Genomic DNA, 25,833 nt, shown 5'->3' on the forward strand with positions numbered 1-25,833 from the left:
TTCTTTTCCTGCAAGCTTTTCCGAATCTTTTTTTCAGAAAATTTCTTCCCTTCCGATTCCTATTCTTCTGCAGTATTTCGATGAGCGTTTTTCGCTGTTGCGGGTGCAAAAGTACAACCTTTATTTACATTCGCAAGCCTTTTGTTTATATAATTTCAATGTTTTTTAAAACTTTTTCTTAACGCGCTGATAACGCATTCTTTACGGATGCGCTTTTTTTTGCCATTCGTAAGGCTTTTCTCCGTTTGGCTATGTTTTCCCTATTTGCTGCCGCTTCCGCATTCCCGTTTTTTGGGGTTTTTCAGGTTTTGGGGGCGTTTTCTGCCCTTTCTCTATGCCCGAAAAATTCATTCTTTGCAAAAAGGCTCTTCCGAAAACAGCCGAACTAGCCCCGATAGTCCCGAAGCTTCGGGAGGAAATCCATTTTGCGGCGGGGTTAGCCCAAAAAGATTGGAGCGCATAGCGGGAAAAAGCTCCTTATAAATGCCAAGACCAATCATAAATGCTCCCGATTCCATATCCTTAATATATGCTTTACGCAGAAGACGCACTGCGGTACGCCTCTACAGTAAATCGGAATCTATACTATATTATATATGTATGCTTATAAAAAAAGAAACCCGACAGGTTTTTAAAATCTGTCGGGTTGTATACTTATATATAAGTAGAATTATGAATTACTTAATTTGGTTTATTTAATTCCTTTGCTCTTTGTTGCCATTTAAGAGATAAATCGTCATAATCAATAGGAGTTGCTGGTTTTTGATTTACCAATCGGCCAGATTCAAATGCCCGAAGTAAGATTGTTTCAATTAAATAGTCTTCATTTACATCATAAGGCTTGTATTCTGTCTTTAAACTTATATCAAACAAATTTGCGGTTGTGTTAGAAACAAATGCTTTGAATCCGCTTTTTAATGTTTTAATTAGTTCGTAGGTTGTGATTCCTGTTTGGCGATGGATAAGCTTTACCAATATTTGTCCTTGCTTTCGCGAAAGTTTTTTAAGTCTTTCTTCGAATTCATTATTAAGGTAGTCTTCTACAATTTTAAAATACTTCTTTTTCTCGCTTCTTGTTTTTAAACGAGCCATTCCGTTATTTAAAGCCGTCAATCTTTCTGAAGCCAATTTTGCATAGGGATAAACTTTATAAACTCTATTCTGAAGAATTTGAAATTGCTTCATTTCTTCTGCGCTTAATTTTTTTTCTTTAGAAATAATTATTTCAGGCAATTGAATAGTATCATTTAAAATAGAATCTTTTTCCGTTAATATATATCCCATCTGTTCATTCTCTTTTGGAGTAATTTGGGCGTGACATGAAAAGGAAACAAATACTATAAATAAAATAAAGCCGGTTAATCTCATCGAATCATAATTTAAATGTAAAATTATATATTTATACACAACTCTAATACCAAATTTATATTTTAGCAAAAAAATATTTTATGAGCACGAAATCTATTTTAAAAGATACTTCTATCGCTTTCTTGGAAAGCTACCTAAATAATGCCTCTCCTACTGGTTACGAAAGCGAGGGACAAAAGCTTTGGATGAATTATTTGGAGCCTTATGTTGATAATTTCATAACAGATACTTATGGAACAGCTGTTGGTGTAATTAATCCTGATGCTCCTTACAAAGTTGTTATTGAAGGTCATGCGGACGAAATTTCTTGGTATGTAAATTATATTACGGATGATGGTTTAATCTATGTAATTAGAAATGGTGGCTCTGACCATCAAATTGCGCCTTCGAAAAGAGTTAACATACATACTAAAAATGGAATTGTTAAAGGTGTTTTTGGTTGGCCTGCCATTCATACTCGTTTGCGCGATAAAGAGGAAATTCCGAAATTGAGTAATATCTTTATTGATTTGGGCTGCGAGAATAAAGAGCAAGTTGAAGCTCTAGGCGTTCATGTTGGATGTGTGATTACGTATCCTGATGAATTTATGATTTTGAACGAGAATAAATTTGTTTGCCGCGCGATTGATAATAGAATGGGCGGTTTTATGATTGCTGAAGTTGCTCGTTTATTAAAAGAAAACAATAAAAAACTTCCTTTTGGTTTATACATCGTAAATTCTGTTCAAGAAGAGATTGGTCTTCGCGGAGCGGAAATGATTGCACACAGAATTAAACCAAATGTTGCTATTGTTACTGATGTTTGTCACGACACTACCACACCGATGATTGACAAAAAAGTGGAAGGCGATTTAAAAATGGGCAAAGGTCCTGTTATTGGTTATTCTCCTGCTATTCAAAATAAATTACGCGATTTAATTGTAAATACTGCTGAAGACAATAAAATTCCTTTTCAAAGACACGCTACTTCTCGAGCTACAGGCACAGATACAGATGCTTTTGCTTACAGTAATGGCGGTGTACCATCGGCATTGATTTCTCTTCCTTTGCGTTACATGCATACAACTGTAGAAATGGTTCATAGAGATGATGTTGAAAATGTGATTCAGCTCATTTATGAGTCTTTGCTAAAAATTGAAAACAACGAGACTTTTTCTTATTTTAAATAAGATGTATCCTAAATGTAAATCTGGTCTTAATTTTATTTTGACCAGATTTACAAATAAAAACTAACATGAAAATACTACTACTCGAAGACGATTTTACTTTATCTAAAGAAATCTCAACATTCTTTGTCTCTAAAGAATTCGAGTGTACTCCTTATTATGATGGAACTTTTTTGCTGAAAAAATATTTCCCTTATGATTACGATATTATAATTCTTGATATAAATGTTCCTGGAATAAACGGAATTGAAGTTTGCAAAGGCATTCGAGAGATCGACAAAAAAACACCAATTATTATGCTAACTGCTTTTAGCGAAATTGAAGATAAATTATCTTCTTTTGATAGCGGCGCAGACGATTATTTGGTAAAACCATTTCATTTTGATGAATTATATGCTCGTGTTCAATCTCTTTTGAGAAGAAAAGAAGTGCCGCAGCAAATCGAGAACAAAATAGCGGTCAAAGATTTGGAAATTTTCGAAGATGAAATGAAAGTTTTTAGATCTGGCGGAGAAATAAAACTTACACCAAAAGAATTTAAATTGATTCTTATTCTCGCTCATGCAAAAGGAAAAGTATTATCAAAGCAGTTTATTGCCGAAAAACTGTGGGATTATCATATAGAAACCAATCAGAATACGATTGAAGTTTACATAAATTTCTTAAGAAAAAAGATAGATAAAGATCATGAAACCAAACTTATTCGTACCAAAGTAGGTTACGGATATTATTTAAGCGATCAGGAATGACATTAAAAAATCGAATATCACTTTTAGTCAGTTTGCTGTTTACCATTCTTTTTGGGCTGGCATCTACTGTGATATTCGTTTTATATTCCAATTATAGAAAAGAAGAATTTCGGGATCGTTTAGAAATCAAAGCATTATCTAATATTAAATTGTTAGTTAATGTAAAACAAGTTGATAATCAGCTATTAAAAATAATCGATCAAAACTCTATTAATAAGTTATACGATGAAAAGACTTTAGTTTTTGATTCAAATTATAAACTTATTTACAGCAGTATCGACGATGCCAAAATTAATTGGTCTGTTGATGATTTAAAATATTTAAAGAAAAATAAAACGTTTTTTAAACAGCAAGGTGATTACGAAGTCTACGGTGTTTTTTATGATACTAATGATAAAGATTTTTATGCCTTAATATCGGCGACAGATGATTACGGAAAAAAGAAATTGCTTTTTTTGCGTTACACCTTAATTGTATCTTATATCTTTTTCACTTGTTTGTGCTGGGTTATTACTTCATTTACTGTTAGAAAATTGATGAATCCGTTGAATGACTTTCATCAAAAAATAAAAAATATAAACGAAAACAATCTCGATACTCGAATTGAATCTAAAAGCAGTAAAAATGAAATTGATTTGATTGCAGATGAATTCAATTTTATGATGGATCGGATTGAAATTTCGTATCAAAAACAAAAGGAATTTACGGCTCACGCCTCTCACGAATTAAGAACACCGCTTTCGCGAATGACTTCGCAAATTGAAAATGCTGTTTCTGATCCTGATATTCAACCAAAAAACAAATCTTTCTTAAATGGAATATTGAGTGATGTTAATCATTTAAGCGAATTAATTCATTCACTTTTAATTCTTTCTAAAATAGATAATAAAAGGACTGAAAATCACGAAACGCAGCGAATAGACGAAATCTTGTTTTCTTCTATTGAAAAAATCAATAAAGCTTTTCCGGATTTTGTCATCCTTTTTGAAATTGAAGACAATGACAATCTTGATACTGCATTAGAAATACAAGGAAATAAAAATCTTTTAGAAATCGCTCTAACAAATGTTCTAAAAAATGCGTGCATTTATTCAGACAACAAGCAAGCCAAAGTCAAAATAAGCACCGATCATTATCATTTGATTGTATCGGTTTCTAATACCGGAAATACATTAAGCGAAGAAGAACAAAAAAATCTTTTTCAGCCTTTTATGCGCGGAGAAAACGCTAAAGGAACTTCTGGTTTTGGATTGGGTTTAAGAATTGTCCAAAGAATATTGACTTTACACAAAGCAAACATAATCTATTCAATACCAAATATTAACACGAATTTATTTCAGTTATTTTTCAATTTGTAAACTTTTTTAAGCTATTTTTAAGGTAGAATTTAAGGTCTCTTAAAGCCCGTTGATAGCATATTTGTACAAATTAAAAATGATACAATGAAAAAGTTATTCGCACTGCTGTTATTTGCACTTCTAAATCAAGCTGCAATAGCTCAAAAAACAGTTACTCTTCAAGACTGTGAAACGCAATTTTTAAAGAAGAATCTTTTTTTATTGGCATCTCAATATAATATTGATGCCTCGAAAGCGCTAACTATTCAAGCTCGTATCTGGGACAATCCGACAATTTCGGCTGAATTAAATGCCTATAATCCAGAACGAGATAAGTTTTTTGATGTAGGCAAAGAAGGTCAGAAAGCTTTTTCGATCGAGCAGCTTATTTATCTTGGCGGAAAGAAACGAAATGAAGTAAAATTGGCTCAAGCCAATGAAAAATTAGCAGAACTTCAGTTTAATGATTTGCTTCGAACTTTAAAATTTCAATTGCGTAAAAGTTTTTACACCGTTTATTACAATTCTAAAAATCTTGAAAACACAGACAAGCAACTGGCTCACATAGAAAACTTGATTAATTCGTATTCTATTCAAGCACAAAAAGGGAATATTCCGCTTAAAGATGTTGTTCGTCTGCAATCATTGTATCTTAATTTTAAAAATGAACGACTTGAAGTAATTAATGATAATATTGACGAGCAAGCAAATTTAAAGTTGTTAATGAATGAAACTGAAAATGTAGTTCCGACAGTTCCTAAAGATGATTCGAACAAGTATTTAAAAATAATTGATTTTGATCTTAAAGGTTTTGAAGAGCAAGCAATAGCAAATCGTCCAGATTACTTAGCAAAACAAAAAGAAATTGATGCCAATGAATTGAATGTGAAATGGCAAAAATCTCTTTCTGTTCCTGATATTACATTTGGAGCAAATTACGATCAGCGAAGTGGAGCTTTTAATCGTGAAGCAAATGTGAGCGTCGGAATTCCGTTACCACTTTGGAACAAAAACAAAGGAAATATCAAATATGCTCAAACTATTCTCGAACAATCAAAAATTGAAAAACAAAATTTTGAATTGCAACTGCAAACAGAAATTACTGCTGCATGGACTAAATGGGATGAATCTAGACAAAATTATTCTGTAATTAAACCTACTGTAAATTCAGATTTTGAAGCTGTTTACAACGGAATGCTAACGAACTTTCAGAAACGAAATGTCAGCCTTCTAGAATTTACCGATTTCATGGAAAGTTATAATCAGGCTATAATTCAGTTAAACGAATTGAAGAAGAAAGTCGTCATAGCTGGCGAAGAATTAAACAGTACAATCAACAAAGATTTATTTTAAAAAAAATTATAGAAATGAAACATATATTATTCTTAGGAATCGCAATAGTAAGTCTATCTCTGACAAGCTGCAAAAAAGAAGTCGAAAATCCTGAAACAAATACTTCTTTTGTTTTAAGTAACGATATGCTAAAAACTACAACAACAGCAAACGCAGAAATGTTGCCTTTAAAAAATGAGTTAAGTTTTTATGGAAAAATTACAGCTGACAACAATAAAATGATTGACGTTTATCCGTTAGTTGGTGGAAATGTTATGAAAGTAAATGTTGAACTTGGTGATTATGTTAAGAAAGGACAAGTTCTCGCAACCATAAAAAGTACCGATGTTGCTGATTTTGAAAAACAATCAATTGACGCAAAAAGTGATTTATTAGTTGCAAAAAATAATTTGAAAGTTGCTCAAGAACTATTTGACGGAAAATTAAATTCTGAAAGTGATGTTCTTCAGGCGAAATCTGAAGTGAATAAAGCGCAATCTCAATTGAGTAAAATTCAAGAAACGTACAAAATCTATAATATTAAAGCAGGTTCAATTTACGAAGTAACGGCTCCGATAAGCGGTTTCATTATTCAAAAAAGTATCAATCAAGATATGCTTTTGCGTAATGACCGTTCTGAAAACATCTTTGACATCGCAGAAATCAGCGAAGTTTGGGCAATGTCAAACATTAATGAAATTGACATTAATAAGGTAAAATTAGGAACCAGCGCTGCAGTAACAACTTTAAGTTATCCAGATAAAACTTTTAATGGAAAAGTAGATAAAATCTACAATGTAATTGATCCTGAGACAAAAGCAATGCAGGCAAGAATTAAATTAAACAATCCTGACTATCTGCTTAAACCAGATATGAATGCTAATATTAAATTGTCTTTTAATGAAAATCAAAATATGATAGCTGTACCAAGTAAAGCAATTGTATTTGATAAAAGTAAAAACTTTGTTGTGGTTTTTAAAGATCGTAACAATATAGAAACCAGACAAGTTGAAGTATACAGAGTTGTTGGAGATACAACTTATATCTCTAGCGGATTAAAAGAAAACGAGAAAGTAATCACAAACAATCAGCTGTTTATTTATGGTGCTTTAAATAATTAAGACATGAACAAATTCATAAAAAATATTATTGCTTTTTCGCTAAAGAATAAAGCATTTACCTTCTTTTGGGTTGGATTATTAGCTGTTGCTGGATTTATTTCGTTCAAAAATATGCCTATTGACGCTTTTCCAGACGTTACCAATACGCAAATCATTATTATCACGCAGTGGAACGGAAAAAGTGCAGAAGAAGTAGAACGTTTTGTAACATCTCCGATTGAAATTTCGATGAACTCTGTTCAGAAGAAAACAAGCGTGAGAAGCATTACCATGTTTGGATTATCAGTAATCAAAATTATTTTTGATGATGGCGTTGATGATACTTTTGCTCGTTTTCAGGTAAACAATCTACTTAAAAACGTTTCGCTTCCAGATGATGTAGAACCAGATGTTCAGCCACCTTACGGCCCAACTGGAGAAATTTTCAGGTATATTGTAAAAAGTAATAGTAGGGATAGTAGAGAATTATTGACTTACCAGAACTGGGTAATTGACAAACAATTACGATCTCTTCCTGGTGTTGCAGATTTAAACGTTTTTGGAGGACAAACTAAAACGTATGAAGTTGGAGTTGATCCTATCAAATTGGCAAAATACAATATTACGCCTTTGCAAGTTTATAATGCCGTAAATGCAGGAAACTTAAATGTTGGTGGTGACGTTATTGAGAAAAACGGACAAGCATTTGTTGTTCGCGGAGTTGGTTTATTAAAGTCTAAAGAAGATATTGGAAATATTATTGTTGACGATGCTGGAGGAAACCCGATTTTGGTTAAAAACTTAGCAGAAGTTTACGAAAGTTCCATGCCAAGAGTTGGACAAACTGGTTTAGGAAATAATGACGATGCTGTAGAAGGAATTGTTGTTATGCGAAAAGGAGAAAATCCACAGGAAACTTTGGCTTTAATTAAAGCTAAAATTCAAGACTTAAACGATAATGTTCTTCCGAAAGATATTAAAATAGAGACTTTTTACGATCGTGATAATTTGATGAATTTCACGACCGAAACCGTAATGCATAATTTATTTGAAGGTATTATTCTGGTTACGGTTGTCGTATTCCTTTTTATGGCCGATTGGAGAACCACTTTTACGGTATCAATTGTAATTCCGCTTTCCTTATTATTTGCCTTTTTATGTTTGAAAATGATGGGGATGAGTGCCAACTTATTGAGTTTAGGTGCAGTCGATTTCGGAATTATCATTGATGGTGCCGTCGTAATGGTCGAAGGTTTATTTGTCGTCTTAGATCATCGAGCACATCAATTGGGAATGGAAAAATTTAATAAAATTGCCAAAGGAAGCTTGATCAAAAAAACAGGAACAGAAATGGGTAAAGCCATCTTTTTCTCAAAATTGATTATTATAACAGCTTTACTTCCTATTTTCTCTTTCCAGAAAGTAGAAGGAAAAATGTTCTCTCCCCTAGCCTTTACTTTAGGTTTTGCATTGCTTGGAGCATTAATTTTTACGTTGACTTTGGTTCCGGTTCTTTCTCATATTTTATTAAATAAAAATGTAAAAGAGAAACATAATCCGTTTGTGAATTTCTGGGATCGAATTGTTTCTAAAGGATTTGCTTGGACATTTAAACATAAAATTCAAACATTAATTGCTTCTACAGGATTATTGGCTGCAGTTTTCTTTTCTGCTGGATTTTTAGGAACAGAATTTTTACCGCAATTAAATGAAGGAGCATTATGGGTAACAGCAGAATTACCAATGAGTACTTCCCTTCCAGAAAGTGTCAAAACCGCTGCAATGATTAGAAAAGACTTAGAAACTTTTCCTGAAGTGAAAAAAGTCTTATCGCAAACTGGTCGTAGTAACGATGGAACCGATCCAAATGGTTTTGGATTCATTCAGCTTCAGGTTGATTTATTGCCAAAAGCAGAATGGAAACGAAAAATTTCGATGGATGAATTGATTAATGAAATGGATACTAAATTGAAAGTTCATCAAGGAATTACTTATAATTATTCGCAACCTGTAATTGATAACGTTGCAGAATCTGTTGCTGGATTTAAAGCTTCAAACGCGGTGAAAATTTATGGAGATGATCTGAATAAACTGGATCAGCTTGCCAATGAAGTTTTAGCTCAAATTAAAGATATTCCAGGTATAAAAGATGCAGGAATTCTTCGAAATGTTGGTCAACCAGAAATAAGTGTGATCTTAGATCGTGAAAAAATGGCGGCTTACGGCGTAACATTAAGTGATGCGCAAGCGGTTTTAGAATTGGCTTTTGGAGGAAAAACAGCAACTGAAAAATATGAAGATGAAAAGAAATTTGATGTTCGTGTTCGTTTTTCTAAAGAATATAGAAAAGATGAAAAAGATTTAGAAGAAATTAAAGTACCGACAATTAGCGGTGTTAAAATTCCATTAAAAGAAATCTGCGACATTAAAACAATTACTGGACCAGCGTTTATTTATAGAGATAATACCAAACGTTTTATCGGAGTAAAATTCTCTGTTCGTGATCGAGATTTAGGAAGTACAATTGCAGAAGCACAGCAAAAAGTAAATAAATTAAAACTTCCTGCCGGTTACACAACTGGTTGGACAGGCGAATTTGAGAACCAAGTTCGTGCGAGTGCGCGTTTGGCTCAGGTTGTACCAATCAGTTTAATTGGAATTTTTGTACTGTTATTTATTCTGTTTGGAAACTTTAAAGATTCGCTTTTGGTTCTAGCCAATGTTCCTTTTGCTATAATTGGTGGAATTATCGCCTTACATCTTACAGGAATGAACTTTGGAATCTCGGCTGGAGTTGGTTTTATTGCTCTTTTAGGAATATGTATTCAAAATGGTGTAATTCTAATATCCGAATTTCATCATAATTTGAAGGCGAAGTTTACGCTCGAAGAATCCATATTTATGGGAGTAAAAGCAAGAACAAGAGCCGTAGTAATGACCGCTTTAATGGCATCTATAGGATTAATGCCTGCAGCAATTTCTACAGGAATTGGTTCAGAATCACAAAAACCTCTTGCCATAGTAATTATCGGAGGTTTAGTAACCGCAACCGTTTTGACATTATTGGTTTTCCCGATTCTATTTTGGGTATTCAATCGTAAAAAACATGTACCAATCGAATAATAGTTTATTTTTTTAGATTTTTTAAATCAATTGTTGGGTTTAAAAAGGGAAAAGCATCATTCTTGTAATGGTGCTTTTTTACTTTTAGAAATAAATGAAAACTTAAATATAAAGCAAAAAAAATGACCTTTTGCTCAGAAAGGTCATTTGTCCACTAACTCAAAGTCTTAAACTGATTATTTCAAATCCTTCAAAATTGCAATTGCTTCTGTAGCATTTGATAATTCTGCGTATTTTAATGCAGTAAATCCTTTGTCATTTTTCTCACTAGGACGTGCTCCGTTTGCTAATAAAACTTTAATAATTTCAACTTTATTGTAACGCGCTGCCGTCATTAATGGTGATAGGTCTTCAGACATTTGGTTTACATCTGCTCCGTATTCAATAAATTTCTTTACTGTTTCAAGATCTCCTTTGCTGATTGCCACTGTTAAAGGTGTTGCAAAATTTTTAGTACGTTCTACTTTATTGTTTAAAGATGAAGTTCCGTTTGAAGCCATTGCTACATTTCCTAATGATAATAAGGCTACTCCTAAATAAATAACTGATTTTTTCATAATGATTGATTGTTGTTAAATGATTGATTAATGATGATTTTAATTTCTATTCAAAGGTAATTATTAAATCGTATTATGCAATACAAAGTACCGTGTTTTAACTAATACTTAACATTTGCTTAATAAAACGATAATAATAAGAGCCTAACGTTACCAAATTGATTGGTTTCCTACTAATAGACGCAACTAAACCGAAAATGTTACACTTAAGACGGAAAAAAATTACAGAATAATGCTCTTTTTTTTATTACCAGCTAAAAAACAGTTCTTATTTATTTAACTTTACTAGACATTCCGATTAAAAAGAGATACAGAATCTAACAGCGATAGTTGTTTTATATAAAGAAATCAACGAAGTAGTAACCATAAAACCATAACGTTATGATCATTATCAAAAGAATTCTTGTCGTCCTAATTTTAATTATCTCAATTGTTCTAATAGTTGCCTATTTTATGCCGAAAGAATATGCCGTAGAAAGAGAAATCACAATTAATAAACCTGTAGATACTGTTTTTAATTATGTTAGATCATTAAAAAATCAGAATGAATTTAGTGTTTGGGCCAATACAGATCCTAAAATGAAAGTAAATTATAAAGGTACCGAAGGCCAAGTCGGTTCACTTTCTTCTTGGGAAAGCAACGTAAAAGAAGTTGGTGTTGGTGAACAGGAAATTACTAAAATAACAGAAAACAGACGTATTGATTTTGCTCTTCGATTTAAAAAACCAATGGAAGATACTGCTATAGGTTTTATGTCTACGGAACCTCTAGGAGGAAATCAAACTAAAGTCAAATGGGGAATCAGCGGCGTTATTCCTTATCCGACGAATATTATGCTCCCGATGCTTAAAATGGATCAAATGATTGGAAACGATTTGCAAAAAGGTCTTGAAAATCTTAAAGATAAAATGGAATAAAAGTCCAATAAATTTAAAAGAAAAAGCCTCATTTATCAATTAATGAGGCTTTTCTTTTGAGTTGAAAAGGTCTTATTTCAACCCTTTTAATAAAGCTGCAGACTCTTCTGACTTAGCATATCTCGCATAATCTAAAGCTCTTAATCCATGTTCATTTTCAATTGAAGGCAAAGCTCCTTTTGCCAATAAAATTTTAACAATTTCGACATGATTATAACGAGCTGCGAGCATTAAAGGCGTCATATTTCTTATAATTTTATTTACATCTGCGCCATACTCGATAATTTTTCTCACGCTTTCAACATCGCCTTTACATATCGCTACATGCAAGGGAGATGATAAATAAGTAGAAATTTCAGTTTGATTTTTAACTGCAAGCTTTTGATTTGAAGCTGTTACGGAATTTGCAAATAGGAACAAAGCAGTTCCTAAAACGATTACTGTTTTTTTCATGATTGATTGTTTTTAATTGATTGATGATTGTGATGATTTATTAATAGACGCATACAACAGGTAAAACGTTGCACTAAAAATGAAAAAATTTACATTTTTTTTTAAAATCGTTATCTATCAACAAAAAACCGCGATCCAAATAATTGAATCGCGCTTTACTTTTTGTTGAAATTTATACTATTTCAAATTGAATTTTGTACTATAAATATTTTGTAAATCCTTTTCAAACAAGGTAAACGGATCATCATAAAATTTGATAAAATCCTTTTCACTTTTCTGACCGGGATAAGGCGCGTAATAATGCGTTGCGCTTGTAATGTCATTTCGCCAAACCAACACATAAGCCAATTGCAAATTTTCTGATTTTAAAGTTTTAAGTAAAACCTCTGTCCACCATTTTTCATTAGGAATCGACTCTAAACCTGTTTCTGTAAATGCGGCCAATTTTTTCTTTTTAATAGCCAAATCAGAAAAGATTTTCAGTTTTTGTACTCCTGCTTCTAAATCATATTTGCCGTCACGGCCAAAATCGCCATAATCATCCATTCCTAACATATCAACAAAATCATCACCAGGATATCTTTCCAAATATTCTTCTTCAGAATTAAATCGATTGTCAGGAGAAAAAGCATAAATAAAATTATGAACTCCTAAAGTATCTTTGAGATATGAAACAGTAAATTGCCAAACTGCAATAAAATCTTCACGAGAAGTTTGTGATTTTCCCCACCAAAACCAATCACCATCAAACTCATGAAAAGGTCTAAAAATCATTGGAGAAAGTTTTCCGTCTTTAGCTTTTACCGAATGTGCAAAATTGGCAATTGTTTTTAAAATTTCTTTGTATTCTTCGTGATGCGAACCGCCTGGTTTTATTAAAGACATTGAAGCTTTAGAAATTCCGTCTTTCCAGTAAAACCCGCCGTCAGAAGCAGGATTATTAAAATGCCATGAAACAGTTGTAATACCGCCTCTTTCATAAGTTTCAATTACATTTTTCTTTAAAATTGCTTTGGTCTTTTCAAGCTGTTCTTTAGATCGTCCTGAAAAATCACTAAAATCTATTCCGACAACTGCAGGATGAGAACCCGTTACCGATTTTACATCAGATCGATTGGGTTCATTACTCCACCCGTGTCCATACTCAAGTGCATGCTGATGTCCGAAAAGAATATGATTTTTCGAAATTGTTTTTAAATTTTGAAAAAGATTTGTGGTTTCTTTTGTCGCCTTTTTATCAATTTGTGCCAAAAGAAAATGCCCTGCTATAAGACATACAAATAACAGGGCATTTTTTCTAATTTTATCATTCATGGTTTAAATAGTTAGTTTAAACCCGAAATTACTATTTTGAAGAAAGGTATTCTAATACATTTTTTTCAATACGTTGATCTATATTGTCAATATCAGCTTTCACGAATTTTTCTCCTAAAATATTCTCGTACAATTCGATGTATCTTTCAGAAACAGAGGCAATATATTCGTCTGACATATCTGGAATCTGCTGTCCTTCCTGTCCTTGAAAACCATTTTCAATCAACCAACGACGAACAAACTCTTTAGATAATTGTTTTTGCTCTTCTCCTTTTTCTTGTCTTTCAGCATATCCATCTGCATAAAAATAACGAGAAGAATCTGGTGTATGAATTTCATCAATTAAAACAATAACTCCGTCTTTTGTTTTTCCGAATTCGTATTTTGTATCTACTAAAATTAATCCGCGAGAAGCTGCAATTTCAGTTCCTCTTTGAAATAAAGCGCGAGTATATTTTTCTAAAACTAAATAATCTTCTTCAGAAACAATTCCTTTTGCTAAAATGTCTTCACGAGAAATATCTTCGTCATGAGAACCGTTATCTGCTTTTGTTGTCGGCGTAATAATTGGTTCTGGAAATTTATCATTTTCTTTTAAACCTTCTGCCATAGCAACACCGCAAATTTGTTTTCTTCCCGCTGCATATTCACGAGCTGCATGTCCTGATAAATATCCACGAATTACCATTTCTACTTTAAAAGGCTCACATAAATGTCCAACAGCAACATTTGGATCAGGAGTTGCAATTAACCAGTTTGGAACAATATCTTCTGTTAATTCCATAAATTTAGTTGCAATCTGATTTAAGATTTGTCCTTTGTAAGGAATTCCTTTTGGCAAAACCACATCAAAAGCCGAAAGTCTATCGGTTGCCACCATTACCAAAAGCTCATCGTTGATATTATAAACTTCTCTAACTTTTCCGCGGTAAACTGATTTCTGATTCGGGAAATTAAAATTTGTAGTTGTGATTGTATTGCTCATTTTTGTTGTGTTGTTTTTTTATGCATGCAAATTTAAAACTATTTAAAAGAGCAAGCAAGAAAGTATTCAGTTTTCAGTCACAGTTTTCAGTTTTAATATTGTGACCGAAAACTGTGACTGAAAACTATTATTTCAAAAGTGTTTCATTAAATAAATTCAAAATTCTGCTGTATTCATCTATCCATGAATAGGTTTCTTTAAAACCGTGGGCTTCAACTGGAAATGATGCTAAACTCCAGTTCTTTTTTTGCAATTCGATAAAACGCTGAGACAAACGTACAATATCTTTGTACTCCACATTATCATCAACCATTCCGTGAAGCATTACCAGATTTCCTTTTAAATTATCGGCAAAATAAATTGGCGAACTTTTTTTGTAAGCTTCTGGATCTGTTTCTGGAAAGTTCAAAATATTTCCCGTATACCCGTGATTGTAATGCGCCCAATCCGTCACAGAACGCAAAGCAGCACCCGATTTAAATTCACCTGGAGTAGTCAGCATTCCCATCAAAGTTATAAAACCTCCGTACGAACCTCCATAAATTCCTACTCTATTAGTATCAATACCGTATTTTTCTGCCAGATATTTTTTACCATCAAGATGATCAGATAAATCTTTTCCTCCCATAAAACGGTAAATTCCAGTTCTAAAATCACGTCCGTAGCCGTCACTTCCTCTATAATCAATATCTAAAACAGTATATCCTAAATCTGTCAATAAATTATGAAACATGTATTCTCTGTAATAATTACTCCAGAAATTATGCGCATTTTGAAGATATCCTGCACCATGTACAAAAATTACTGCTGCTTTATTAGCATTTTCTGATTTTGGAGTATATAATCTTGCATTTACAGGCGTTCCGTCTTGAGCTTTAAAAGTAATTACTTCAGGTTCTCTCCATTTGTATTTTTTGAAATCTTCTGAAACTGAAGAAGAAATTTGCTGCAGAGTTGCATTCTTTTTATTGTCTGCAATATAAAAATCCCAAGGAATGTTTTTATACGAATAACGAACTAGAAGCGATTTTTCGTCAGGCGAAAGGACAACTTCATGAGCTCCATCTTTTGTTAATATCGGCTGTAAAACTCCGTCAACAGGAGATAATTTATAGAAATCTCTATTTCCTGGATGAGTTGTATTCGTAGACAGATAGAAAACTTTTTTGTCTTTTGATAAAGTAACATCACGCACTTCCCAATTCCCTTTAGTAAGTTGTGTTTTCTTTTTACTTTTTAAGTTAAGAGTGTATAAATGCGAATAACCTGTAGCTTCAGATTGAAAATAAATAGTTTCATTATCAGCTAAAAAACCTAAATTTCCAGAAGAAAATGAATAAGAAGGAATTCCAGGTCCAGCAATCCAAGCATCATCGTGCTGATGTTCAATTTCTTCAAAAGTACCTTTTTCCAAATTCAAACTTACCAACCATCTGTCTTTATTATCTTGGCTTCTAATATCTACAATTGCCAGTGAGCCACTTTCGTTATAAATTGGCGCTTTAGGAACAATTAATTTATCTTCTTTAGCTTTGTTTTTTAAATTATCATATAATTCAAAATATTTTGGCGCATCTTGAATATGACTTAAAGTCGAAAAGTTTACATAATATACAGAATCTTTTGCTACAGAATAGATTCCGAATTTTGTTTTCACGAAGTTTTTTGTAGAGACTTTTTCTTTTGTTTCCGGACTTTGATTATAACCATCTGCTGTTATAAAAACTTCCATTTTTTCGCTTTTAACCTCTGGCTCTTCGACCAAAATAAAAGTCGCAAAATTACCATTCGGATTCACTTGAAGTCCTGCAAATCGGTCGTTTCCATAGAAAAATTGTTTTGCAAAATCAGATTTTACCGCTTTGCTTTTATCAAGATTCCATTGTTTTTTTGCTTCCTTATCTCTTATAAATTGGAATAACTCATTTTGCTGTTTTGCTAAAAAAGATTCAGTATCTGGTTTTATTTCTTTTTTTATTCCTTTATTAAAATTAGTGATTTGTAAAATTGTACCAGCTTTTGTATCGTATCTAAAAATGTTCTCATTTTGAACAAAAAATAAAACTCCATCTTGAGCTCCCAATTCCAAATTGGATAATCTTGAAGATTGCTGAATTAGTTTTTTTGTTGTTTTAGATTGAATTGAGTACGAAAACAGACTTCCGTTATCTAAATAATAAACTAAATCTGATCCTGGTTTTGTTTTGAAATCCTGTTGAGAAAACGCTGCCTCTTTGGGAGAAACAATTTCAGGTTTTGACATTCCTTTTTGCCAATAAAATGTGCTTGGTCCTAATTCGTCTTTCGGATTCCATTCAAAATAAACCTTTTTACCATCTAAAGACCAGCGTCCGTTTGTGGGTTGATTTCCAATAAAAGATTCGCCTTTCATTATTTCTTCTAATTTCAATTCTTGGGCATTTCCTAAAAGAGAAAGAAATAAAAAGGCGGCGGTAAAAATGTTTTTTGTCATAATTTTGTTTTTTGAAAAAACAAAAATACACTCTGAAAACTTCTAAAAAAATGTTTTGGCAATTTCCTTGCGAAATTATTTACTTTTAACACATTTAATAAAAAAATCCCTGAAGAAATGTCTTCAAGGATTCTATTTTTATAGAAAAGTTTAATATTCAAAAAAATAACTATTTGCTTTTCTTACTTATGATTTTAGCTCGTCGCAAATTCTTTATCTAAAATTTTAGTTGCAATATACTTTGCAACTCCATCTTCTGCATTTGTTTTAATCACTTCTAAATCTGGTAAAGTTTCTTTTAAAATTGCAGGAGCATTTCCCATAATTAGCCCTTTTCCAGAAGCTGACAACATTTGCACATCGTTAAAACCATCTCCAAATGAAACTGCTTGATCTAAAGTATAGCCTTCTTTTTCTAAAACTTGTTCGATTGCCACGGCTTTGTCGATAGATTTATCCATAAATTCTAAGCAAGTCGGCAAACTAAAAGCATGATGTAAATGTTCTGAAGAATTGGCTAAAATTGCATCTTTTAATTTTACTAATTTTTCGTGATCATCACATGAAAAGAAAATCTTAATTGCTCCAAAATCTTCTAAACTTTTATAATCAACCAATTCTGGACGGTATTTTAATTCTGCTTGAAAAGAGTTCAATCTTTCATTCCATTTGTTCGTTTGCCAAACATTTTCTTTAAATAAAACTACTGTAATTGCTGGATCAATTTCAACATTTAAAGCCGCTTTAACCACATCGCTGTCTAGGTTAAAAGCAAAAAGTTGTTCTTTATTTGGTGAATGAATCCTTGCTCCGTTTGAACTTACTAAATAAACGGGAATTTCTAGTGTTTCTATAATCGCCATAGCATCAAGATGATGACGTCCTGTAGCTACAACAATTAGATAACCTTGATTATGAAGTTCTTGAAAAATAGATTTAGTATATTCTGAAATTCTGTGTTGTGGGTTGAGTAAAGTTCCGTCAAGGTCGCTTACTACAACTTTTATATTTTTAAGCTTTGTCATATTTATCAAATATCGATGATATGCAAATTTACGATTTTAAGCTCGGCTAGACAAAGATTGCAAGCTTTGAAAGCCAAAATTGAGGGAAGTTTATTATTTATTTAACTATTCAGTTAAATATTGCTTTTAAAATAATTAAATCTTAACAATTCCAGATTTGTATAAATTTATAGCTTTTTGAATTACAAATTCAATTTGTTCCAAAGGCAAATCTTCATTTACATCAAACATCATAATTTTCATTCTCGATCGCTTTTCTTGTATCAAAAATGGTTCATCAAAATGTTTTCCTTCTACAATTCCTATATAAGGCTGTTTGAATTTTTTATGAATCCAGAAATAGCAGAACATTTTTCCTTTATAAGAGAAAAAAGGCATTCCGTATTTTAATGTATTTGTAATGTCTTGATCTTGTTTTAGAATGATTTCTTTTAATGCTAAAAATATTCCTTTTATAGGTTCTTCTTGGTTTAGGTAGAAATCGTCTAATTGTTTCATATTAAAAAAAATCGTTTTGCAGTTTTTATAGAAACAAATTAAAAAACCTACATTTTTTTTTATTTTTTTGCCACAGATTAAAGGATTAAAATGATTTTTAAAAATCCTTTAATCTCTGGCTAAAAAACATTTTTAGTAAAAATTAAACTTAATCGTGATTTTCGATTTGTTTATAAGCGTCAATTACCTTTTTAACCAATCTGTGACGCACGATATCTTTATCATCCAGATAAATAATTCCGATTCCGTCAATGTCTTTCAGAACCAAAATTGCTTCTTTAAGACCAGAAATAGTTCTTCGTGGTAAATCGACCTGTCCAGGATCACCCGTAATCATAAATTTGGCGTTTTTTCCCATACGAGTCAAAAACATTTTCATTTGTGAGTGTGTGGTGTTTTGGGCTTCATCAAGAATTACGAAAGCATTATCAAGCGTACGCCCACGCATAAAGGCAAGCGGCGCAATCTGGATAATTCCTTTCAAAATATAATCCTCAAGTTTTTCATTCGGAAGCATATCACGCAACGCATCATACAATGGTTGCATATAAGGATCAAGTTTTTCTTTCATGTCTCCAGGCAGAAATCCTAGATTTTCTCCGGCTTCTACCGCAGGACGTGTTAGAATGATCCTTTTTACTTCTTTATCTTTTAGCATTTTAACCGCCATAGCAACACCGGTATATGTTTTTCCGGTTCCAGCAGGACCAATAGCAAAGACCATATCATTTTTCTTAATGGTATCAACAAGTAATTGCTGATTTGGCGTCATCGCTTTGATAATTTTACCGCCAACACCATGAACTAAGATTTTGTCATGATCATAAGATCTTTTATCTTCTTGACCATCACTCATAATTACACGTTCAATTACATTATCATCAATATTATTGTAACGGGTAAAATGAAGCATTAATCTTTGAAATCTTTTTTCGAATTCATCTAAAACATCTTTTTCGCCAAATGCTTTTAAAGTTGTCCCTCGCGCTACGATTTTAAGCTTTGGGTAATACTTTTTAATGATCTCTAGATGGCTGTCCTGAGCGCCCCAAAATTCTTTTGGTGCAATATCTACTAGCTCGATTATTCTTTCGTTCAAATGAAGTAGTTTTAAATTAAATAATTCCTTTTAGTATTTAGAGGTTGTCGGGTCTTTTTAAAGTCACACTACTCAGTCGCAGTTTTCAGTTTTTTGTTCTTTAAACTAAATCAGTGTTTCTGAATATTGTAACATACAAATGCTTTAAAAAATACAATTTGTCTTTTCTTTCTTTCAATTTGTATTTACTATTACTAGCTTTGCATTTCTCAAATTTAATGAAAATTAGATTTAAATACTATCAATAGTTATAAACAAAATTATGTCAATAATTACCCTTACAACAGACTACGGCTTGAAAGATCACTTTGTGGGATCGCTGAAGGGTAAAATACTTTCTGAAAATCCAGAAGTTCAGATTATTGACATTTCTCATGACATTGATCCTTTTAATACTGCCGAAGCAAGTTACATTATTGGCGCTTCTTACACGAGCTTTCCGAAAGGAACTGTACATTTAATTGGTGTCGATATTGAGCGTAATAAAGAGAATCAGCATATTGCGATGCAGTGGAATGACCACTATTTTATTTGTGCCGATAACGGAATCCTGAGTATGCTTACGCAGAAAATTGTGCCGCAGAAAATTGTGGCAATTAACATTCACGATCGTTTTCCTATTGAAGCAACAGATTTGGATATTTTTATTCAGGTCGCTTCACATTTGGCTAAAGGCGGATTACTAAATGTTATCGGAAAAGAAATTACAGCAATAAAAGAGGCAACCGAATTGCAAGCTGTTGTGGCAAGCGACGGAAATTCTTTAAAAGGTTACGTAATTTACATCGATCATTTTGGAAACATTGTAACTAATATTTCTAAAAAACAATTCTTAGAAGTTTCGCGCGGACGCCCGTACGAAATTATAATGAAGTCGAAAAACATCAAAACAATTCTGCCTAATTATTCTGCCATTGCGACTTCAGACAAATATCCTATTAAGAACTATGAAGGAGAAAAACTGGCTATTTTTAACGAAGCTGGCTTTCTCGAAATTGCCATTTTTAGAAGTAATCCTTCTAAAGTCGGCTCAGCAAATAGTTTGTTGGGATTGAATTATCGCGATGTGATTACGATTAAGTTTTCTTAGTTTTTAAAATAAATCATTTCACTTCAATAAGAAATCTAATGACGAAAATCAAAGATATTAATCAAGGTGATCTATTAACATTCGTAAATGCAAATAATAATTACAACATTATTCTTTGCACAAATACAAATAAAACGATAAGTCCTCATAATTATACTTTTTGTCTTCTAGATTATAATGATATACAAAAACCAACTATTGAACAGATTAAAAGTCTGAACTTTTTTGGAGTGGGAAATATGACTAAAACCAATCATTATAACTATTCTGAGGAAGATTTAAAAAATATGTGGGAATGTCATCCTGAAATCAAACCATGTCTTCTGGGAACATATAGTCTCATCATCTGGAGAAAAGATTTTATGACATTTCGTGACAATTTAGAATTCATTAGCAATCTTGACATTCTTCCAAATCTAAATAAAAATGGAAACGGCGCAGTTAATGCGAGTAGTTGGGGATTCTTAAAAGAGTTTTTTAATGATAAAATCATTACTATAATGAATGAAAGAAATCAAGAAAAATTCAAATTAAAAGCTATAATAAAATCCAATTAATCAAACGCAAACTATTTTTTATAGAACAAGTGCAATTTTTAGAAAAACAACAATCAAATTTGGTATTTTTGCGCACTTGTAAGACTTTAGACAATTCAAAAATCTAAAATCTAAATTCAGAAATCTAAAATTGCAAGCATGTTTGTTCGAATAGTAAAAATGAGTTTTCACGAAGAAAAAATTCCTGATTTTCTGGAGAATTTTGAATCTGTGAAAGACAAAATACGAAATGCAGAAGGAAATCGTTTTTTAGAATTGTATCAGGATAAAAATGATAAATGCATCTTTTTCACATATAGTTATTGGGAAACCGAGCAAGATCTGGAAAATTACAGAAATTCTGAGCTTTTTAATACCGTTTGGAATTTTACAAAGAAATTATTCAATGCAAAACCAGAAGCTTGGAGCGTAAACAAAATAGTGAGTTTAGTTTAAAGTTTCAGGTTTCACGTTAAGCGTACAACTTGAAACATGAAATAAAAAATCAAATTATGAAATATTTTCTGTTATCATTTTTACTAATTACACTTAGCAGTTGTGCACAAAACAAGCGTTTAGTTTTAGGGATTGAAAATGCGAATGAAGAACTAAGAATTGCTTTATCTAAAAAATCACAGCATAATGTTGTCGATAATAAAACGATAATTATAAAAGATAGCATTAATGCAATTAAAATCGCAGAACCAATTTTATTTGATATCTACGGGAAAGAAAACATAGAAAAACAAAGACCATATGAAATTTATCTTTTAGAAAATTACTGGGTTATATCTGGGACATTACCTGAAAATTATGTAGGAGGAACATTTTTAATAATTATTGATGCTAGAAATTCAAAAGTTATAAAAATTACACACGGAAAATAATTTATAAGTCGTTTCAAGAACATGAAACTTGAAACATGAAACAATAAAAAACAAAAAATAAATGAAATCAATCATTTTAAGAGAAATAAAATCCTTTTTTGGCTCGCCAATTGGCTATTTAGTCATTGCGATTTTCTTAATCAGCAACGGGCTATTTTTATGGGTATTTGAAGGAGATTATAATATTCTAAATTCAGGTTATGCCGATTTGACTCCGTTTTTCACTTTAGCGCCTTGGATTTTAATTTTCCTAATTCCAGCCGTAACCATGAGAAGTTTCTCTGACGAAAAAAAACAAGGAACTTTAGAGTTGCTTTTAACCAAACCTTTATCAATCTGGCAAATCGTAAACGGCAAATTCTTTGGCTCATTTTTATTGATCATTTTAGCGATAATTCCAACTTTGATTTATGTAAAAGTAATTTCAGATTTAGGTTCGCCTGAAGGCAATATCGATATGGGAAGCACAATTGGTTCTTATTTCGGATTATTGTTTTTAATTGCTTCTTATTCAGCAATCGGAATCTTTACTTCTACCCTTTCAGAAAATCAGATTGTAGCATTTATTATTGCTGTTTTTCTTTGCTTTTTCTTTTATTTTGGTTTTGAAGGATTGAGTTCGCTAATTCCTGGTTCTGGAGATTTTATTTCTATTTTAGGAATGCAGAATCATTTTAAAAGTATGAGTCGAGGCGTTATTGATACTCGCGATATTATTTATTTTTTAAGCATTTCAATCGCTTTTCTTTCTTTTACTGTTTATCAATTAAAATCTTTTAAAGCGTAATGAAAGCATCTACAAAACAAAATATCAAGACGTTAGGAATTACAATTTTTATTTTAATTGTTTTAAATATACTTGGAACGCTATTTTTTCATCGTTTTGATTTAACAAAAGACAAACGTTATACGTTATCGCCAACTTCGTTAGGAATTATAAAACAAGTTGAAAATCCGCTTTCTATAAAAATTTACATGGCTGGCGAACTTCCAGCCGATTTTAGACGTTTACAACAAGAAACGAAACAATTATTAGAAGAATTTCAAGCATATAATAAAAATATAGTTTTCGAATTTGTTGATCCGTTAGCAAACGAAGAAGAAAGTGACGAATTGACAAAATCGCTTTTCCAAAAAGGCTTAACTCCAGTAAACATTACCGTTGATGATAAAGGAAAACAATCTCAAGCGATGGTTTTTCCTTGGGCAGTTGCCGTTTACAATAATAAAGAAGTTAATATTCCATTGTTGAAAAACAGAATGGGCGCTTCTACAACCCAAAAAGTGATTGGTTCTATTCAGCATTTAGAATATTCTATCGCAGATGCCATTAATAAAGTTACTAAAAACAAGCAGAAAAAAGTTGCCATTATTAGAGGAAATGGTGAATTGAAAGAGATTTACATTGCTAAAATGCTGCTTCAAATTAGAGAAAGCTATTTTATTGGTCCGTTTACTTTAGATTCTGTTGCTAAAGATCCGAATGGAACTTTAAATGCGCTTAAAAAATACGATTTAGCCATAATTTCTAAACCAACAGAAAAATTCTCTGACGAAGAAAAAGAAGTTCTTGATCAGTTTGTTATGAATGGAGGAAAAACGCTTTGGTTAATTGATCAGGCTGCCGCAGACATGGACAGTTTGTACAATGATGCAGGTGCTACTCTGGCGTATCCGAGAGATTTAAATCTGAACGATATGTTCTTCAAATACGGATTCAGAATTAATCCTGATCTGGTGAAAGACGAGCAAGGAAGTCCAATAAAACTAGCAACTGGCGAACAAGGAAGTGCAACACAATATCAGGATTTTATCTGGAAATTTGCGCCGCAGGTTTATCCAACGAGCCAACATCCAATTGTAAAAAATCTGGGCGGAATTAAATTCGATTTTGCGAACCCGATAGACACTTTAAAAAACGAAATCAAGAAAACGGTTTTATTGCAGTCTTCTCAATATTCGAAAACTATCGGAACACCAGCAGAAGTAAATCTGAATATGGTAACCGAAAAAACAACGCCTGAAGAATATATAAATAAAGGCAATAAGCCAATGGCTGTTTTATTAGAAGGAGAGTTTCATTCGGCTTTTGAAAATAGAGTTTTGCCTTTTAAAGACAATTCCTTTGTTGCAAAAGGAAAACCAAACAAAATGATCGTAGTTGCCGATGGAGATTTAGCTAGAAATCAACTAGATAAAAATTTAGAACCGGTTGAATTGGGTTACGACCAAAGAACTGGTAATTTATACGATAATAAAGACTTCATCATGAATAGTATTAATTATTTGCTTGATGATACTGGACTTATTAACATCAGAAGCAAAGATGTTGAACTGCCTTTATTAGACAAAGAAAAAGTTTATCAAAGTTATACTTTAACACAATTCATAACTATCGGAGTTCCAATTCTAATTTTAACACTATTTGGACTTGCTTTCACTTTCCTTAGAAAAAGAAAGTACCGCAAATAGATGTTAATAAAAAAATGTAATACTTTGGATAGTTTAAGATATATTTGTAATCCGTATATTTAGCGCATTATTTGCTAAAAGATCTTTCAAAAAATAAAATAAAACAGATGAAATTTATAGTATCGAGTTCGTACTTATTAAAACAATTACAAGTTTTAGGTAGTGTAATCAATAGTAATAACACGTTGCCTATTTTAGACAACTTTTTATTTGAACTAAACAATAATGAGTTGACCGTTTCTGCTTCAGATCTTGAAACGACTATGTCGGCTACATTATCGATCGATTCTACAAGCAAAGGAAGCGTAGCTGTACCAGCAAAACTTTTGCTTGAAATTTTAAAAACGTTTCCTGAACAGCCATTAACTTTTACGGTTGAAGATAATAACACAGTAGAAATCAGCTCTAATTCAGGTAAATATGCGTTGGCTTATGCTGCAGGAGAAGAATTCCCAAAAGCTGTAAGTCTTGAAGATCCATCTGTTACACTTGTTCCTGCAGAAGTTTTAGCAACTGCGGTTAGCAAAACTATTTTCGCAGCAGGAAATGACGATTTACGTCCGGTAATGTCTGGAGTTTTCTTCCAGTTTTCACCAGAAGGATTAATATTTGTTGCAACAGACGCTCATAAATTGGTAAAATATGCACGTACAGATGTAAAAGCATCTCAAGTTGCAGATTTTATTATGCCTAAAAAACCTTTAAACATTTTAAAAAGTATTTTAGGAAGTTCTGATGCTGAAGTAAAAATTGAATACAACGATTCAAATGCGACTTTCTCATTTGACAATTATATTTTAATGTGTCGTTTAATTGATGGAAAATACCCAAACTACGAAGCGGTAATTCCAAAAGAAAATCCAAACAAATTAATGATTGACCGTTCTTTATTTTTAAGTTCTGTACGTCGTGTTGCGATTTTCTCTAACAAAACTACGCACCAAATTCGTTTGAAAATTGCTGGAGCTGAATTAAACGTTTCTGCAGAAGATATCGATTACTCAAACAAAGCAGAAGAAAGATTAACTTGTGATTATCAAGGAGATGATCTTCAAATTGGTTTCAACTCTCGTTTCTTAACAGAAATGTTGACTAATTTACAATCTGACATGATTATGCTTGAAATGTCATTGCCTAACAGAGCTGGAATCTTAACTCCAGTTGATGGTTTAGAAGAGGGTGAAACAGTTACGATGCTTGTAATGCCTGTTATGTTAAATAGTTAACATCAAAGTTTCTTTTTGTTACAGGGATATTTTTTAGTTCAATATTAAAGATATATCATTGTAAAAAAAAAATATCGCTATTAACCAACCATTTTTTATACCTAGAAACCGCAATTCCTATAAAG

Annotated in this window: 23 protein-coding genes; 14 read left to right on the forward strand and 9 right to left on the reverse strand. The window is 32.1% G+C overall.

Annotation, left to right across the window (positions count from 1 at the left end):
- Positions 1-681 precede the first annotated feature (681 nt).
- Positions 682-1,368, reverse strand: coding sequence for a DUF4294 domain-containing protein (locus P0R33_RS07435; protein WP_276174849.1), 687 nt, complete (start codon positions 1,366-1,368; stop codon positions 682-684).
- 80 nt (positions 1,369-1,448) lie between these two features.
- On the opposite strand from P0R33_RS07435, the gene P0R33_RS07440 reads away from it, so the two are divergent.
- The 6 genes from P0R33_RS07440 to P0R33_RS07465 all read left to right on the forward strand — a co-directional run bounded on the left by P0R33_RS07440 (position 1,449) and on the right by P0R33_RS07465 (position 10,175).
- Complete coding sequence (locus P0R33_RS07440; RefSeq protein ID WP_276174850.1) at positions 1,449-2,537, forward strand: M42 family metallopeptidase; 1,089 nt, start codon at positions 1,449-1,451, stop codon at positions 2,535-2,537.
- Positions 2,538-2,602: 65 nt separating this feature from the next.
- On the forward strand, positions 2,603-3,283 hold the full coding sequence (locus tag P0R33_RS07445; RefSeq protein ID WP_276174851.1) for a response regulator transcription factor: 681 nt from the start codon (positions 2,603-2,605) through the stop codon (positions 3,281-3,283).
- Positions 3,280-4,641 (forward strand): HAMP domain-containing sensor histidine kinase, encoded by a 1,362-nt coding sequence (locus tag P0R33_RS07450; RefSeq protein ID WP_276174852.1) that lies wholly within the window; start codon positions 3,280-3,282, stop codon positions 4,639-4,641. Before P0R33_RS07445 ends, P0R33_RS07450 begins: the two co-directional genes overlap by 4 nt.
- 84 nt (positions 4,642-4,725) lie before the next feature.
- The gene (locus P0R33_RS07455) at positions 4,726-5,973 is read left to right on the forward strand and encodes a TolC family protein (protein WP_276174853.1); all 1,248 of its coding nucleotides are present in this window, start codon (positions 4,726-4,728) and stop codon (positions 5,971-5,973) included.
- Positions 5,974-5,987: 14 nt separating this feature from the next.
- Complete coding sequence (locus P0R33_RS07460) at positions 5,988-7,073, forward strand: efflux RND transporter periplasmic adaptor subunit (protein WP_276174854.1); 1,086 nt, start codon at positions 5,988-5,990, stop codon at positions 7,071-7,073.
- Positions 7,074-7,076: 3 nt separating this feature from the next.
- Positions 7,077-10,175, forward strand: a complete 3,099-nt coding sequence (locus P0R33_RS07465; protein WP_276174855.1) for a CusA/CzcA family heavy metal efflux RND transporter — start codon at positions 7,077-7,079, stop codon at positions 10,173-10,175.
- Positions 10,176-10,351: 176 nt separating this feature from the next.
- On the opposite strand, the gene P0R33_RS07470 is transcribed toward P0R33_RS07465, so the two are convergent.
- The gene (locus P0R33_RS07470; protein WP_276174856.1) at positions 10,352-10,732 is read right to left on the reverse strand and encodes an ankyrin repeat domain-containing protein; all 381 of its coding nucleotides are present in this window, start codon (positions 10,730-10,732) and stop codon (positions 10,352-10,354) included.
- A gap of 381 nt (positions 10,733-11,113) precedes the next feature.
- Between P0R33_RS07470 and P0R33_RS07475 the strand changes: the two genes are divergently transcribed.
- Entirely contained in the window at positions 11,114-11,650 is a 537-nt protein-coding gene (locus tag P0R33_RS07475; protein ID WP_276174857.1) for an SRPBCC family protein, read from the forward strand.
- Positions 11,651-11,722: 72 nt separating this feature from the next.
- Here P0R33_RS07475 and P0R33_RS07480 read toward each other — a convergent pair whose 3' ends face one another.
- From P0R33_RS07480 to P0R33_RS07510, 7 genes are all read right to left on the reverse strand, one after another.
- Positions 11,723-12,103, reverse strand: coding sequence for an ankyrin repeat domain-containing protein (locus tag P0R33_RS07480; RefSeq protein WP_276174858.1), 381 nt, complete (start codon positions 12,101-12,103; stop codon positions 11,723-11,725).
- A gap of 177 nt (positions 12,104-12,280) precedes the next feature.
- Positions 12,281-13,417, reverse strand: coding sequence for a glycosyl hydrolase (locus P0R33_RS07485; RefSeq protein WP_276174859.1), 1,137 nt, complete (start codon positions 13,415-13,417; stop codon positions 12,281-12,283).
- Between the two features lie 31 nt (positions 13,418-13,448).
- Positions 13,449-14,402, reverse strand: coding sequence for a phosphoribosylaminoimidazolesuccinocarboxamide synthase (locus P0R33_RS07490; protein ID WP_276174860.1), 954 nt, complete (start codon positions 14,400-14,402; stop codon positions 13,449-13,451).
- 127 nt (positions 14,403-14,529) lie between these two features.
- On the reverse strand, positions 14,530-16,875 hold the full coding sequence (locus P0R33_RS07495) for a prolyl oligopeptidase family serine peptidase (protein ID WP_276174861.1): 2,346 nt from the start codon (positions 16,873-16,875) through the stop codon (positions 14,530-14,532).
- 194 nt (positions 16,876-17,069) lie between these two features.
- The gene (locus P0R33_RS07500; protein ID WP_276174862.1) at positions 17,070-17,900 is read right to left on the reverse strand and encodes a Cof-type HAD-IIB family hydrolase; all 831 of its coding nucleotides are present in this window, start codon (positions 17,898-17,900) and stop codon (positions 17,070-17,072) included.
- A 135-nt stretch (positions 17,901-18,035) separates the two neighbouring features.
- Entirely contained in the window at positions 18,036-18,398 is a 363-nt protein-coding gene (locus P0R33_RS07505) for a DUF1801 domain-containing protein (protein WP_276174863.1), read from the reverse strand.
- Positions 18,399-18,546: 148 nt separating this feature from the next.
- Positions 18,547-19,497, reverse strand: coding sequence for a PhoH family protein (locus P0R33_RS07510; RefSeq protein WP_095954015.1), 951 nt, complete (start codon positions 19,495-19,497; stop codon positions 18,547-18,549).
- 262 nt (positions 19,498-19,759) lie between these two features.
- Between P0R33_RS07510 and P0R33_RS07515 the strand changes: the two genes are divergently transcribed.
- The 7 genes from P0R33_RS07515 to dnaN all read left to right on the forward strand — a co-directional run bounded on the left by P0R33_RS07515 (position 19,760) and on the right by dnaN (position 25,708).
- Positions 19,760-20,587, forward strand: a complete 828-nt coding sequence (locus tag P0R33_RS07515) for an SAM-dependent chlorinase/fluorinase (RefSeq protein WP_276174864.1) — start codon at positions 19,760-19,762, stop codon at positions 20,585-20,587.
- Between the two features lie 38 nt (positions 20,588-20,625).
- On the forward strand, positions 20,626-21,144 hold the full coding sequence (locus P0R33_RS07520) for a hypothetical protein (protein ID WP_276174865.1): 519 nt from the start codon (positions 20,626-20,628) through the stop codon (positions 21,142-21,144).
- Positions 21,145-21,282: 138 nt separating this feature from the next.
- Positions 21,283-21,579 carry an antibiotic biosynthesis monooxygenase family protein gene (locus P0R33_RS07525; RefSeq protein WP_276174866.1) on the forward strand — a complete coding sequence of 99 codons (297 nt, stop codon included), beginning with the start codon at positions 21,283-21,285 and terminating at the stop codon, positions 21,577-21,579.
- 56 nt (positions 21,580-21,635) lie between these two features.
- Entirely contained in the window at positions 21,636-22,010 is a 375-nt protein-coding gene (locus P0R33_RS07530; RefSeq protein WP_276174867.1) for a YbbC/YhhH family protein, read from the forward strand.
- A 61-nt stretch (positions 22,011-22,071) separates the two neighbouring features.
- On the forward strand, positions 22,072-22,797 hold the full coding sequence (gene gldF, locus P0R33_RS07535) for a gliding motility-associated ABC transporter permease subunit GldF (protein WP_276174868.1): 726 nt from the start codon (positions 22,072-22,074) through the stop codon (positions 22,795-22,797).
- Positions 22,797-24,482: a gliding motility-associated ABC transporter substrate-binding protein GldG gene (gldG, locus tag P0R33_RS07540; protein ID WP_276174869.1), complete on the forward strand. Its 1,686-nt coding sequence runs from the start codon at positions 22,797-22,799 to the stop codon at positions 24,480-24,482. Before gldF ends, gldG begins: the two co-directional genes overlap by 1 nt.
- Before the next feature lie 107 nt (positions 24,483-24,589).
- Positions 24,590-25,708: a DNA polymerase III subunit beta gene (dnaN, locus tag P0R33_RS07545; protein WP_111283020.1), complete on the forward strand. Its 1,119-nt coding sequence runs from the start codon at positions 24,590-24,592 to the stop codon at positions 25,706-25,708.
- Positions 25,709-25,833 lie beyond the last annotated feature (125 nt).

It is taken from the genome of Flavobacterium sp. YJ01, assembly GCF_029320955.1.
Lineage (GTDB): Bacteria > Bacteroidota > Bacteroidia > Flavobacteriales > Flavobacteriaceae > Flavobacterium.

Coding starts and splice junctions, on each gene's coding strand:
- P0R33_RS07470 (WP_276174856.1), bottom strand. CDS start 10,732: ATGAAAAAATCAGTTATTTATTTAGGAGTAGCCTTATTATCATTAGGA.
- P0R33_RS07530 (WP_276174867.1), top strand. CDS start 21,636: ATGAAATATTTTCTGTTATCATTTTTACTAATTACACTTAGCAGTTGT.
- P0R33_RS07485 (WP_276174859.1), bottom strand. CDS start 13,417: ATGAATGATAAAATTAGAAAAAATGCCCTGTTATTTGTATGTCTTATA.
- P0R33_RS07460 (WP_276174854.1), top strand. CDS start 5,988: ATGAAACATATATTATTCTTAGGAATCGCAATAGTAAGTCTATCTCTG.
- gldF (WP_276174868.1), top strand. CDS start 22,072: ATGAAATCAATCATTTTAAGAGAAATAAAATCCTTTTTTGGCTCGCCA.
- P0R33_RS07495 (WP_276174861.1), bottom strand. CDS start 16,875: ATGACAAAAAACATTTTTACCGCCGCCTTTTTATTTCTTTCTCTTTTA.
- P0R33_RS07435 (WP_276174849.1), bottom strand. CDS start 1,368: ATGAGATTAACCGGCTTTATTTTATTTATAGTATTTGTTTCCTTTTCA.
- P0R33_RS07520 (WP_276174865.1), top strand. CDS start 20,626: ATGACGAAAATCAAAGATATTAATCAAGGTGATCTATTAACATTCGTA.
- dnaN (WP_111283020.1), top strand. CDS start 24,590: ATGAAATTTATAGTATCGAGTTCGTACTTATTAAAACAATTACAAGTT.
- P0R33_RS07465 (WP_276174855.1), top strand. CDS start 7,077: ATGAACAAATTCATAAAAAATATTATTGCTTTTTCGCTAAAGAATAAA.
- P0R33_RS07515 (WP_276174864.1), top strand. CDS start 19,760: ATGTCAATAATTACCCTTACAACAGACTACGGCTTGAAAGATCACTTT.
- P0R33_RS07490 (WP_276174860.1), bottom strand. CDS start 14,402: ATGAGCAATACAATCACAACTACAAATTTTAATTTCCCGAATCAGAAA.
- P0R33_RS07440 (WP_276174850.1), top strand. CDS start 1,449: ATGAGCACGAAATCTATTTTAAAAGATACTTCTATCGCTTTCTTGGAA.
- P0R33_RS07450 (WP_276174852.1), top strand. CDS start 3,280: ATGACATTAAAAAATCGAATATCACTTTTAGTCAGTTTGCTGTTTACC.
- P0R33_RS07455 (WP_276174853.1), top strand. CDS start 4,726: ATGAAAAAGTTATTCGCACTGCTGTTATTTGCACTTCTAAATCAAGCT.
- P0R33_RS07475 (WP_276174857.1), top strand. CDS start 11,114: ATGATCATTATCAAAAGAATTCTTGTCGTCCTAATTTTAATTATCTCA.
- P0R33_RS07445 (WP_276174851.1), top strand. CDS start 2,603: ATGAAAATACTACTACTCGAAGACGATTTTACTTTATCTAAAGAAATC.
- gldG (WP_276174869.1), top strand. CDS start 22,797: ATGAAAGCATCTACAAAACAAAATATCAAGACGTTAGGAATTACAATT.
- P0R33_RS07480 (WP_276174858.1), bottom strand. CDS start 12,103: ATGAAAAAAACAGTAATCGTTTTAGGAACTGCTTTGTTCCTATTTGCA.
- P0R33_RS07505 (WP_276174863.1), bottom strand. CDS start 18,398: ATGAAACAATTAGACGATTTCTACCTAAACCAAGAAGAACCTATAAAA.
- P0R33_RS07500 (WP_276174862.1), bottom strand. CDS start 17,900: ATGACAAAGCTTAAAAATATAAAAGTTGTAGTAAGCGACCTTGACGGA.
- P0R33_RS07525 (WP_276174866.1), top strand. CDS start 21,283: ATGTTTGTTCGAATAGTAAAAATGAGTTTTCACGAAGAAAAAATTCCT.